Annotated in this window: 10 protein-coding genes; 5 read left to right on the forward strand and 5 right to left on the reverse strand. The window is 72.6% G+C overall.

Annotation, left to right across the window (positions count from 1 at the left end):
• The first annotated feature begins 10 nt into the window (after positions 1-10).
• Positions 11-1,375: a sensor histidine kinase gene (locus ACFWRV_RS08975; protein ID WP_384330428.1), complete on the forward strand. Its 1,365-nt coding sequence runs from the start codon at positions 11-13 to the stop codon at positions 1,373-1,375.
• Positions 1,372-2,121, forward strand: a complete 750-nt coding sequence (locus ACFWRV_RS08980; RefSeq protein ID WP_384330431.1) for a response regulator — start codon at positions 1,372-1,374, stop codon at positions 2,119-2,121. Before ACFWRV_RS08975 ends, ACFWRV_RS08980 begins: the two co-directional genes overlap by 4 nt.
• A 12-nt stretch (positions 2,122-2,133) precedes the next feature.
• Here ACFWRV_RS08980 and ACFWRV_RS08985 read toward each other — a convergent pair whose 3' ends face one another.
• Both ACFWRV_RS08985 and ACFWRV_RS08990 read right to left on the reverse strand, forming a co-directional pair.
• Complete coding sequence (locus ACFWRV_RS08985; RefSeq protein WP_384330434.1) at positions 2,134-3,744, reverse strand: AMP-binding protein; 1,611 nt, start codon at positions 3,742-3,744, stop codon at positions 2,134-2,136.
• On the reverse strand, positions 3,741-5,417 hold the full coding sequence (locus tag ACFWRV_RS08990) for an AMP-binding protein (protein WP_384330439.1): 1,677 nt from the start codon (positions 5,415-5,417) through the stop codon (positions 3,741-3,743). The genes ACFWRV_RS08985 and ACFWRV_RS08990 overlap by 4 nt, the downstream gene beginning before the upstream one ends.
• A gap of 129 nt (positions 5,418-5,546) precedes the next feature.
• On the opposite strand from ACFWRV_RS08990, the gene ACFWRV_RS08995 reads away from it, so the two are divergent.
• Positions 5,547-6,389, forward strand: coding sequence for a response regulator transcription factor (locus tag ACFWRV_RS08995; RefSeq protein ID WP_384330442.1), 843 nt, complete (start codon positions 5,547-5,549; stop codon positions 6,387-6,389).
• A gap of 27 nt (positions 6,390-6,416) precedes the next feature.
• Here ACFWRV_RS08995 and ACFWRV_RS09000 read toward each other — a convergent pair whose 3' ends face one another.
• Complete coding sequence (locus tag ACFWRV_RS09000) at positions 6,417-7,553, reverse strand: winged helix DNA-binding domain-containing protein (RefSeq protein ID WP_384330445.1); 1,137 nt, start codon at positions 7,551-7,553, stop codon at positions 6,417-6,419.
• Positions 7,554-7,679: 126 nt separating this feature from the next.
• On the opposite strand from ACFWRV_RS09000, the gene ACFWRV_RS09005 reads away from it, so the two are divergent.
• Positions 7,680-8,555 carry a DMT family transporter gene (locus tag ACFWRV_RS09005; RefSeq protein ID WP_384330448.1) on the forward strand — a complete coding sequence of 292 codons (876 nt, stop codon included), beginning with the start codon at positions 7,680-7,682 and terminating at the stop codon, positions 8,553-8,555.
• Positions 8,556-8,564: 9 nt separating this feature from the next.
• Here the strand turns inward: ACFWRV_RS09005 and ACFWRV_RS09010 are convergent, their stop codons facing one another.
• Positions 8,565-9,617, reverse strand: a complete 1,053-nt coding sequence (locus tag ACFWRV_RS09010; RefSeq protein ID WP_384330451.1) for a glutathione S-transferase family protein — start codon at positions 9,615-9,617, stop codon at positions 8,565-8,567.
• Positions 9,614-11,113 (reverse strand): MFS transporter, encoded by a 1,500-nt coding sequence (locus tag ACFWRV_RS09015; RefSeq protein WP_384330454.1) that lies wholly within the window; start codon positions 11,111-11,113, stop codon positions 9,614-9,616. Before ACFWRV_RS09015 ends, ACFWRV_RS09010 begins: the two co-directional genes overlap by 4 nt.
• A gap of 135 nt (positions 11,114-11,248) precedes the next feature.
• On the opposite strand from ACFWRV_RS09015, the gene ACFWRV_RS09020 reads away from it, so the two are divergent.
• Positions 11,249-11,644, forward strand: a complete 396-nt coding sequence (locus tag ACFWRV_RS09020) for a VOC family protein (RefSeq protein WP_384330457.1) — start codon at positions 11,249-11,251, stop codon at positions 11,642-11,644.
• Positions 11,645-11,774: the final 130 nt, after the last annotated feature.

An 11,774-nucleotide genomic window follows, 5' to 3' on the forward strand; every position in this document is an offset into this window, starting at 1 on the left:
TGCGGCGGGAATGGCCACCGGGACGGACTCCGCGGGTGCGCGCGGCGGCGACAATGAACCGGTGACGGACGTGCGTACGACTCTGCGACGGGTGCGGGAAGCCGCCCGCCGGACGGTCGGCGATGCCCGGCTTCCGAGCGGTCCACCCCTGCGGCCCACCCCGCGTACCTGGCGTTTCGACGCGCTGGTGGCCCTGGCACTCGGCATCGCCACCGTCTACTACGGCATCGATAACACCGGTGTCGTCGTGCTGCGTGAGGTCGCGCCCGGCGAGGCCCACTACCTGCCGCGCCCGGCAGGCCACGGCGGCCTGGCCTTCATGGTGACCCTCGCGGCCATCGCCTCGGGCGCCCTGGCGCTGCGCCGCCGCTACCCGCTCGCGGTGCTGTGCGTCGTGACGGCCGCGACCCTGGCGACACCGCACAGCGTCCTGCGGCTGACGTTCTACGCGTTCGTGATCGCCGTCTACAGCGCCGCCGTGTACAGCCCGTACCGGGTGGCGACCCTGGCGGCGCTGTCGGCCTCCGTCGTCCTCGTCGGCGCCTCGGGGAACTCGGTGACGCCGATCGTCCCCAACGAGTACATCGCTCTGCTGATCCTGGTCCCGATGGCGGGATCCGCCCTCGGGCTGCGGACGTGGAAACTCCGGACCGACGAGGGCCGCACCCGGCTCTCCGCACTGGAGCGCGAACAGGCCGAGGCGCTGCGCCGGGCCGTCGAGCACGAGCGGGCCAGAATCGCCCGCGAACTGCACGATGTCGTCACGCACAACGTCAGCATGATGATCATCCAGGCCGGGGCCGCCCGCACGATCATGAAAGCCTCCCCCGAGGAGGCCGGCGAGGCACTGCTCGCGGTCGAGTCGGGCGGACGGGCGGCCATGACCGAGCTGCGCCACGTGATGGGGCTGCTCACCATGGCCGACGGGGGCGAGGGGACCGACGGAGGTGCGGACCTGACCGAAACGGCGGCGGAGCTGACCCCCCAACCCGGCCTGGACCAGCTGGAATCGCTGGTCGGACGGGTCCGGGACGCCGGGCTGCCGGTCGATCTGACGGTGACCGGCCGGCCTCGCCCCCTCCCGCCCGGACTCGAACTCGCCGCCTACCGCGTGGTCCAGGAAGCCTTGACCAACACCATGAAGCACGCGTCCGGCGCCACCGCCGCGGTGGTCCTCGGCTACGGACCCGAGCGGCTGCGGGTGGAGGTCACCGATACCGGTGGACGACCGGGCGCGGGCGCGCCCACCGGAAACGGCCGGGGCCTGATCGGCCTGCGCGAGCGCCTCGCCGTCCACGACGGAACCCTGAACACCGGCCGCCGCCTGACCGGCGGCTACCGTGTGGAGGCCCTGATCCCCCTGGAGACACGGTGACCGAGCCGCTGCGTGTACTCATCGCCGATGACCAGACCCTGGTCCGCACGGGGTTCCGGCTGATCCTCCGCGCCGACGGCATCGACGTCGTCGCCGAGGCGGCCAACGGAGCCGAAGCTGTCGAAGCGGTCCGCCGCACCCGTCCCGACGTGGTCCTGATGGACGTCCGGATGCCCGAGATGGACGGCCTGGAGGCGACCCGCCGCATCCTCGCCGCTCCCCGGGCCCCCCACTCCGTCTCCGCGGGGGAGGCCGCGTTCCCCGACAGACCCCGCGTCATCATCCTCACCACCTTCGACCTCGACCGGTACGTCTACGCGGCCCTGTCCGCCGGGGCGAGCGGCTTCCTCCTCAAGGACGTCACCCCCGAGCAACTGACCGCCGCCGTCCGCACGGTCCGTACCGGCGACGCCCTTCTCGCCCCCGCCATCACCCGCCGCCTCGTGCGGCGGTTCGCCCAGCACGGCAGTGACACCGCCGCCCACCACCGCGACCTCGCCGCACTCACGCCGCGCGAACTGGAGGTGTTCGGCCTGCTGGCCAGGGGGCTGAGCAACGCCGAGCTGGCCGCCCGGCTCCATCTGGCCGAGGCGACCGTCAAGACGCACGTCGCCCGCATCCTCGCCAAGCTCGGACTCCGCGACCGCGTCCAGGCCGTGATCGTCGCCTACGAGACGGGCCTGGTCAGCGCGGGCGAACGCGAGGCCGCGCGACCCGCCGGGGAGTCACGGACCGAAGCTCCCTGAGTGCCGAACGCTTCAGGAGTCCTGGGCCGCCTCGCGCAGTTCGATCTTGCGGACCTTCCCGCTGACCGTCATCGGGAAGGTCTCCAGGATCCGCAGCCTGCGCGGAACCTTGTAGTGCGCGAGCCGCTCCCGGCAGTGCTCGGTCAGCTCCTCCAGGGTCGGCGGGTCGGCCGGGTCCCGGGGAATGACGCAGGCCAGGATCTCCTCGCCGTACCGCTCGTCCGGCACCCCGACCACCTGGACGTCGGCGATCTTCGGGTGGCCGTACAGGAACTCCTCGATCTCGCGCGGGTACACGTTCTCGCCGCCCCGGATGATCATGTCCTTGATCCGGCCGACGATCTGGACGTATCCGTCCTCGCCCATCACCGCGAGGTCCCCCGTGTGCATCCACCGCCCCGCGTCGATCACTTCGGCGGTGCGCTCGGGCTGGTCCCAGTAGCCGAGCATCACGCTGTAGCCCCGGGTGCGCAGTTCGCCGGCGCTGCCGCGCGGGAGCGTGACGCCGGTGACCGGGTCGACGACCTTGACCTCGATGTGCGGCAGTACGCGACCCACGGTGCCGGTGCGCCGCTCCAGGTCGTCGTCGCGTCGGGTCTGGGTGGAGACCGGGGACGTCTCCGTCATCCCGTAGCAGATGGACACCTCGGCCATGTGCATCTCGGCGACGACCCGCTTCATCACCTCGGCCGGGCAGGGGGAGCCGGCCATGATCCCGGTACGCAGGGAGGAGAGGTCGTACGCGGCGAAGTCCGGCAGGTTCAGCTCGGCGATGAACATGGTGGGCACCCCGTACAGCGCGGTGCAGCGCTCCTGCTGGACGGCGGTCAGCACGGCGGCGGGCTCGAAGGACGGGCCCGGGATCACGATGCAGGCGCCGTGCGAGGTGGCGGCGAGGTTGCCCATCACCATGCCGAAGCAGTGGTAGAAGGGCACCGGGAGGCAGATCCGCTCCTCCTCGGTGCAGGCGATCGTCTCCCCCACGAAATACCCGTTGTTGAGGATGTTGTGGTGGGAGAGCGTCGCTCCCTTGGGGAAGCCGGTGGTGCCCGAGGTGTACTGGATGTTGATCGGGTCGTCGCAGGACAACTCCGCCTCACGGGTGGCCAGTTGTTCGGGGCTGACGGCCGAAGCGGCGGCGGTCAGCTCCGCCCAGGACGGGTCGCCGATGTAGTGGACGGCGCGCAGGTCGGGGCAGTTGCCGCGGACCTCCTCGACGAGGGCGCGGTAGTCGCTGGTGCGGTGCGCGAGGGAGGCGATCAGCAGGGAGACGCCCGCCTGCTTGAGGACGAACTCCACCTCGTGGGCGCGGTAGGCCGGGTTGACGTTGACCATGACGGCCCCGATCCGGGCCGTGGCGTACTGGACGAGCACCCACTCGGGGCAGTTGACCGCCCAGATGCCGACCCGGTCGCCCTTCGCGACCCCCGACGCCATCAGGGCCCGGGCCAGGTCGTCGACGTCCGCGACGAATTCCGTGTACGTCCAGCGCCGGCCCGAGGCCACGTCGACCAGGGCCTCGCGGTGGCCGTGCGCGGCGGCTGTCCGGTCGAGGTTGCGGCCGATGGTGTCGCCGAGCAGCGCGGTGTCGCCCACTCCGTGTGCGTAACTGAGCATGCTCACTTGAGGTCCCCCTCGTCGAACTCGGCGCCGGAGCCCAGGGCGGTGCGTTCGCGGAGCTCGATGCGGCGGATCTTGCCCGAGACGGTCTTGGGCAGTTCGGCGAACTCCAGCCTGCGGACGCGTTTGTACGGGGCGAGGACCGCCCGGGAGTGCTCGAAGAGGATCTTCGCGGTGTCCGGGCCCGGCTCCCAGCCCTCCGCGAGCACGACGTACGCCTTCGGGACGGCGAGGCGGAGCGGGTCGGGGGCGGGCACGACGGCGGCCTCGGCCACCGCCTCGTGCTCCAGCAGGGCGCTCTCCAGCTCGAACGGCGAGATCTTGTAGTCGGAGGCCTTGAACACGTCGTCGGCGCGGCCGACGTAGGTGATGTAGCCGTCCTCGTCGCGGGCGCCGATGTCCCCGGTGCGGTAGTAGCCTCCGGCCATCGCCTCGGCGGTGCGGTCGGGGTCGCCGTGGTAGCCGGTCATCAGGCCGACGGGGCGGTCGGCCAGGTCGAGGGAGATCTCGCCCTCGGCCGCCCCCGGCTGACCGGTGACCGGGTCGAGCAGTTCGACGGTGAACCCGGGACTCGGGCGGCCCATGGAGCCGGTCTTGAGGAGCTGGCCGGGGCTGTTGGCGACCTGGACGGCGGTCTCCGTCTGGCCGAAGCCGTCCCGGATGGTGACGCCCCACGCCCGCCGGACCGTCTCGATGACCTCCGGGTTCAGCGGCTCGCCGGCCGCGACGACCTCGCGCGGCGGGGTCTTCAACTGGCTCAGGTCCGCCTGGATGAGCATCCGCCAGACGGTGGGCGGGGCGCAGAAGCTCGTGATGCCCGAGCGGTCCATCTCGGCCATCAGGCGGCCCGGGTCGAAGCGGGTGTAGTTGAAGATGAAGACGGTGGCCTCGGCGGTCCACGGGGCGAAGAGGTTGGACCACGCGTGCTTGGCCCAGCCGGGCGAGGAGATGTTCAGATGGACGTCGCCGGGCTGGAGGCCGATCCAGTACATCGTCGCCAAGTGGCCGACGGGGTAGGACACATGGGTGTGCTCGACCAGCTTGGGGCTGGCGGTGGTGCCGGAGGTGAAGTAGAGCATCAGCGGTTCGTCGGCGTCCGTCTCCCGGCCGGGCGTGAACCCGGCGGGCGCCTCGGCCGCCCCCGCGTACGACCGCCAGCCCGCCACCTCCTCGCCCACCGCGATCCGGGTGTAGCGGCCGGGGACCTCGTCGAACTTCGCGGTGTCCGCGTCCCGCGCCAGCACATGGCGCACCCGGCCGCGCTCCACCCGGTCGCGCAGGTCGGCGGGGCCGAGGAGCGGGGTGGCGGGGATGACGACGGCGCGCAGCTTCATCGCGGCGAGGGCGGTCTCCCACAGCTCGACCTGGTTGCCGAGCATCACGAGGATCCGGTCGCCCTCCCGTACGCCCTGCGCCTTCAGCCAGTTGGCGGCCCGGTCGGAGCGTGCGGACATCTCCGCGAAGGACACCTCGGTGCGCCGGCCGTCCTCCTCCACGATGTGCAGGGCGGTGCGGTCGTTGTTCTCGGCGATGACGTCGAACCAGTCCAGCGCCCAGTTGAAGTGGTCCGCCCTCGGCCAGCGGAAGCCCGCGTACGCCCGCTCGTAGTCCTCGCGGTGCTCCAGCAGGAAGTCCCGGGCGGCGCGGAACGTCTGGGTCGCGCTGGTTGCCGACATGTGCCCTCCTCATTACGGACCGGTCGCCTAACATCATGTAAACAGTGACCCAGGTCTCACCACCCCCGGACGGGGGTGGTCCTCTTCCCCGTCCGGGGGACTGCGCGGGCCGGGTGGAGGGGCGTCGGAGTGCCGGAACCGGTCGATGCGGTCGAGATGCAGGCAGCGCTGTTGAGGCTGCGCCGCACGAGCGGGCTGCCCGTGGTCTTCGGCGGTCTGCTGTCGGACGCGCGGCACGCCCGGATCGCCGAGCTGAACGGGGCGCAGACCAGCGCCCTGCGGGGCCTGGTCATCTCCGCCGGGAGCGGTCTGGGCGGCAAGGCCATCGCGCTGTCCCGGCCCTGCGCGGTGACGGACTACGCCTTCTCGCGCCACATCAGCCACGAGTACGACGCGGCGGTGGCGGCGGAGGGGCTGCGTTCGGTCGTCGCGGTCCCCGTCGTCGTGCGGCGCGCGGTGCGGGGCGTGCTGTACGGGGCGCTGCGTACACCGGTAACGCTCGGCGACCGGACGTTCGACGCGGTGGTGGCGGCGGCCCGTGATGTGGAGCAGTCGCTCGCGGTACGGGACGAGGTACGGCAGTTGCTGGCGGCGGGCCGGGAGCAGGTGAGCGATCCGGACACGGCGCCCGGCGCCTGGGAGGACGTGCGCGAGGCCCACCGCGAACTGCGCGCGCTGGCCCCGAGGGTCGTCGACCCGGCGCTGCGCGACGAGCTCCTGGACGTCTGCGGGCGGCTCGCATCGGCGTCGGGGGCCAAGGCCTCCGCCGCCCGGGAGGTCCGCCTCGCGCCGCGCGAGGTGGACGTGGTGGCGTGTGTGGCGGCGGGCGCGACGAACGCGGCGGCGGCCGAGCGGCTGGGGCTGCGGCCCGAGACGGTGAAGGGCTATCTGCGGTCCGCGATGCGGAAGCTGGGGGCGCACACCCGGCTGGAGGCGGTGGTGGCGGCCCGCCGGGCTGGGTTGCTGCCCTGACCTGGCGGGCCGCCGGCCCGGCTGGTCTCAGTCCGCGAAGTCGAGGAACGTGCCGAACCGGATGTCGAGGTCCGTCGCGTCCGTCATCACTGTCAGCATCCGGGCCGCCTCCTCGGTGATCTCCGCGCGCTCGTCGCGGGTCGGCTTCCGCAGCATCTGGACGGTCAGGATCGCCGTGCCGCCCTCGTGTCCGACGCGCCACAGGGCGTCGAGGAAACCGTCGACGAGGACGCTCCCGTAACTCTGGTTGCCCTTGCCGTTGCGCCCCCTGTTGACCTCGGGAATGACGCGGCTGCGGTCGGCGTGGCCGAGGAGGACGTTGTCGAACTCGGGCAGGAAGCGCGGCGGGGCCGGGGTGTCGGGGGCGGGGCGCGGGGCGTCCGGGAGGTCGAAGAGCTCGACGCCCCGCTCGTCCCGGAAGGTGAGCAGCCGGGGCCTGAGCCGTTCGAAGACCTCCTTCGTACGGGTGAGGCCCGCCCACGCCTGGAAGTCCATCACCGAGGCGGGGCCGAACGCGCCCAGGTAGCGGAGCACGGTGGCGTCGAGCGTGGGCGCGGGTTCGGCGGACCGGCCGAGCCAGTGCTGCACGGTGGTCAGGGTGACCTGCCCGCCGCGGCCCCACAGTCCGCGCGGGGTGACCTGGACCAGGGGCAGCAGACAGCGGGCGGCGACGGTGAGCGCGAGGGGGTCGGCGTCCGGCCAGCGGGTGAGGAGTTCCTCGCGCAACTCCCCCAGCGGGCGCGGGCGCTCCTCGACGAGCTCCTCGGTCACCGCCGCGAGCCGGTCCAGGTCCACGCCTTCCAGCCCGCGCCGGAAGGACCTCAGCTCCCGGTCGCGCGGCGCCCGTACCAGGGGCCCCACGGTGAGCGCGTCGTCCGCCGTATGGGTGTGGAGGGTGGAGCGCAGGGAGACGATCCGGACCACCTCCCGGGACTCCATCAGGGCGGACAGCTCCTCGGGGTCGAAGTCCGCGAGCCGGGAGTACAGCTGGAAGTACGGGGGCTTGGTGTTCTGGGCCTGGAGCCCGAGGAGGTGGGTGACCGCGTCCTTCGCGGACATCGGTGACCGGCGCAGCAGGAGCTGCCGCTCCAGGGTCGCCCGGTTCAGCGCCGAGGTGGAGAGGACGGCGGGGTGTGCGGCGGTGCGGTGCGTCTTCGCGGCCATGGTCCGCACGCTAGCGGGGGTTGCGGACAGGTACGGTCCTCCAGGGCCGCTCGGCGAAGGACGGGCGTTACGCCCACCGGCCCTCCGCGCCGCGCGCTCCGGGCGGGCCGCCGCAATGATGGGCCGGTGATCAGTGTTCTGTTCGCCGTCCTGACCGCTCTCAGCAACGGTTCCGCTTCGGTGCTCCAGCGCCGGGCGGCGATGGAGGTGCCCGACAGCGAGGCGATGCGGCTGTCGCTGATCGGCCGTCTGGTGCGGCAGAAGGTGTGGCTGGCGGGGATCGGGCTGGTGATCGTGGCAGCGGTCTGCCAGGCGATCGCGCTGGCCACGGGGCCGATCGCGGTGGTGCAGCCGATCTTCGTGATCGAGCTGCCGCTGACCCTGCTCGTCGCCGGCCTGGTGATGCGGGTGCGGGCGGACGCGGCTGTCTGGTCCGGGGTCTCGGCGGTCACGGCGGGCCTGGCGCTCGGTATGGCGGCGGCCGCCCCGGTCGAGGGCAGCGACACGGTCGAGGGCGCCGCGTGGATCCCGGCGCTGCTGCTGACCGGGCTGTTCGAGGCGGCGCTGATCGTCGCCGCGCTCCGCACCCGGGGCAACCCCCGGGCGGCGCTGCTGGGTCTTGCCGCCGCCTGCGGGTACGCGCTGACGGCCGCGCTGATGAAGGACGCGATGTCGAACCTCGACGACGGCGGGGTCCTGGCGCTGCTGGCGTCCTGGCAGCTGTACGCAACAGCGGCGGCCGGGGTGGGCGCCCTGTTCCTGCTCCAGAACGCCCTGCAGGCGGGCAGTCTGGTGGCCGTTCAGCCGATGCTGACGCTGGGGGACGCGCTGATCAGCATCCTGTACGGGGTGACGCTGTTCGAGGAGGAGTTGCGGACCGGCTGGTGGCTGCTGCCCGAGCTGGCGGCGCTGGCCCTGATCGCCACCGGCTGCGTCCGCCTGGCCCGTACGCCGCTGGCGGCGGGCACGCTCGCCCCGCCGCCACCGACTGCTTCCCGCTGAGCGCCCCGGTCAGCGGGAAGGAAGCGGGGTGACCCGCTCGCCCTCCGGTACCGGGCCCGGGGGTGTGCCGTCGCCGAAGGGGCGGCCGCCGAGCTGTTCGCGGTGGTGCGGGGTGGTCCAGCCGGAGAGGTCCGGGCCGACGGGGACGATGGCGGTGGGGTTGATGCCCGTGTGCACCTGGTAGTAGTGCCGCTTGATGTGGTCGAAGTCGACGGTGTCGCCGAATCCGGGCGTCTGGTAGAGGTCGCGGACGTAACCCCACAGGACGGGGTCCTCGGTCAGCTTGTTCCGGTTGCACTTGAAGTGGCCGTGGTAGACGGGGTCGAAGCGGACCAGGGTGGTGAAGAGGCGGATGTCGGCCTCGGTGATGGTGTCGCCGACCAGGTAGCGGCGGTCGGCGAGGCGGGCGGAGACCTGGTCCAGGCGGGCGAAGAGCGCCTCGTACGCCTCCTCGTACTCCTGCTGCGAGCTGGCGAACCCGGACCTGTAGACGCCGTTGTTGACGTCCCGGTAGATGCCCTCCATGACCTCGTCGATCTCCGCGCGCAGCGGCTCGGGGTAGAGGTCGGGGGCGCCGGGGCGGTGCAGGGCGGTCCATTCGGTGGCGAGGTCGAGGGTGATCTGCTGGTAGTCGTTGGTGACCAGTTGCCCGCTCGGTACGTCCACGATCGCGGGCACGCTGACGCCGCCGGGGTAGTCGCGCTCCCGGGCGTCGTAGGCCTCGCTGAGGTGGCGGATGCCGAGGACCGGGTCCTTGCCGTCCGGGTCGAGGGTGAAGCGCCAGCTGCGGTCGTCCTGGATCGGGTCGGCGACGGCGAGCGACAGGGCGTCCTCCAGGCCGAGGAGCCGCCGGGAGACGAGGGCCCGGCTCGCCCAGGGGCAGGCCCGGCTGACGGCGAGCCGGTAGCGGCCGGGTTCGACGGGCCAGCCGTCGCGGCCTTCCGCCGTGATCCGGTCGGGGAAGTGGCTCTTGGACCGCTTGAACGGCTTGCGTCCGTAGGAGTCGTTGCCCTCGCTCCCGGCGCTGTCCGCTCCCGCGGCGTCCGCTGTCGTGTCGCTCATGCCGTGCTCCTCGATGCGTCGGTGGATCGGTCCGCTGTGCGTCGTCTGCCCCGCAGGTCGGCTCCCACGTCGGCCAGCGCCACGATCAGCGCGGCCAGGACGAAGGCGACGGAGACGATGAGCCCGTGGTCGTAGGCGTCGGCCCAGCCGTCCGGGCCGACCTGGGCGAAGAACACCGCGCCGACGGCGGCGATCCCGATCGCGGAGCCGACCCGCTGGCCGGTCTGCAGGGTGCCCCCGGCGCTTCCGGCCCTGTCCACCGGGATCTCCGCGAGGGTCAGGGTCTGGTTCGGGGCGATGACCAGCCCGCTGCCGAGGCCGGCGAGGAGCAGCGGCGCGGCCATGGCCCAGCCCGCTCCCGTGCCGGGGACCAGGTGGACGGCGAGGGCGGTGCCCGCGAGGCCGATGGCGACCATGGCCAGGCCCGCCACCACCAGCGGGCGGCCGAAGCGGCCGACGAGCCGGCCGCCGATGGACGCGGCGACTCCGGAACCGAGGGCGAAGGGGGTGATGGCGAGTCCGGCCTGGAGGGCGGAGTAGCCGAGGCCGGACTGGAGGTAGAGGGTCGTGACGAAGAAGATCGAGGTGAACCCGGCGAAGTAGAGCAGGATCAGCAGACAGCCCAGCCAGTAGGAGCGCAGCCGGAACAGCGACAGGTCCAGGACCGGGTGGGTGCGTCCGCCGGTGCACCGCGATTCCCAGCCCACGAACGCGGCGAACAGGGCCCCGGCCAGCAGCAGGAGGAGCCATTTGGTGTTGCCGGGCCACTGCTGGGCCTGGACGAACGGCAGCAGCAGGGCCAGCACTCCGGCGCCCAGGAGCAGCACGCCGAACGGGTCCAGGTCGCGGGGGCGGACCCGGCTCGCGGAGGGGGTGTCGGGCAGCAGCCGGCGGGCCAGCAGGAGGCAGACGACGCCGAGCGGGAGGTTGACGTAGAAGACCCAGCGCCAGCCGTGCTCCGGTCCGGCGGCCTGGATGAGCAGGCCGCCGAGCAGCGGGCCGACGGCCGTGGAGATGCCGACGACGGTGCCGAACATGCCGAAGGCCCGGCCGCGCTCGCGACCGGAGAACATCTGCTGGATCAGGGCGGAGATCTGTGGGGAGATCAGGCCGCCGGCGATGCCCTGCACCAGTCGGGCGATCACCAGCCACAGGCTGGACTGGGCGGCTCCGCAGGCGGCGGAGGCCAGGGTGAAGAGGGCGAGTCCCGCCATGAAGACCGCCCGGCGGCCCCGCGCGTCGCCCAGGCGTCCGGAGGGGATGAGGAAGAGGCCGAAGGCGAGGGCGTAGCCGGAGAGCACCCATTGGAGGTCGGACTCGGGGGTGTTCAGGCCCTCCCGGATGGAGGGGAGGGCCACGTTGACGATGGAGACGTCGAGCAGGGTCATGAACCCCGCCACCAGGCAGACGGCGAGTGCCCGCCAACGCCGTGGGTCGGGGCCGTCCGGGGCGGCGTCGCCCCCGGTCGGCCCGGGCTGCGCCGCGCTCCGTGCCATGGTTCGCACCTTAGGGGGTGTCTGACCATTCCGCGTGGACCAGCGGGCGGCGTCAGCACCGGTGGCCCGGATTCCGGTTTTCCGGGACGGGTCCGGCACGGCGTGCCGGCGTCCGCCGGGGGTATGGGTTCCCGCATGACTGTGGAGAAAACGAGCGTTCTCGTCCTTGACTGTGCCGAGCCCATGGAGCTGGCCGAGTTCTACGCCGGTCTGCTCGGCGCCGAGACCCGGATCGGCACCGACCCCGACTTCGTCGAGATCGTCGGCAACGACGGCGTCCGGCTGGCGATCCGCCGCGACCACGGGTACGCCCCGCCGAGCTGGCCCCGACCGGAGGACTCCCAGCAGGCGCACCTGCGGATCCTGGTGGGACGTGAGGACATCGACGAGGCCGAGCGGGAGGCGATATCCCTGGGGGCCCGGCCCGTCGACACCGGCGACAGCAACAACGGGCCCCGGGACGTGCGGGTGTACGGGGACCCCGCGGGCCACTCGTTCTCGCTGGCGGTCTATCCGCTGCGGGAGGACTGAGCGGCACAGCGGCGCATCCAGGACGAACGCGTGGGTGGGGGGGCCCCCCCCCGCCCCGCCCGGGGGGGCGGCCCCGCACCGGTGGGGCCATTCGGCGGCAGCCGTGATGACGTGCGACGATGTGCGGCAT

The organism is Streptomyces sp. NPDC058576, assembly GCF_042718715.1.
In the GTDB taxonomy this organism is placed as follows: domain Bacteria; phylum Actinomycetota; class Actinomycetes; order Streptomycetales; family Streptomycetaceae; genus Streptomyces.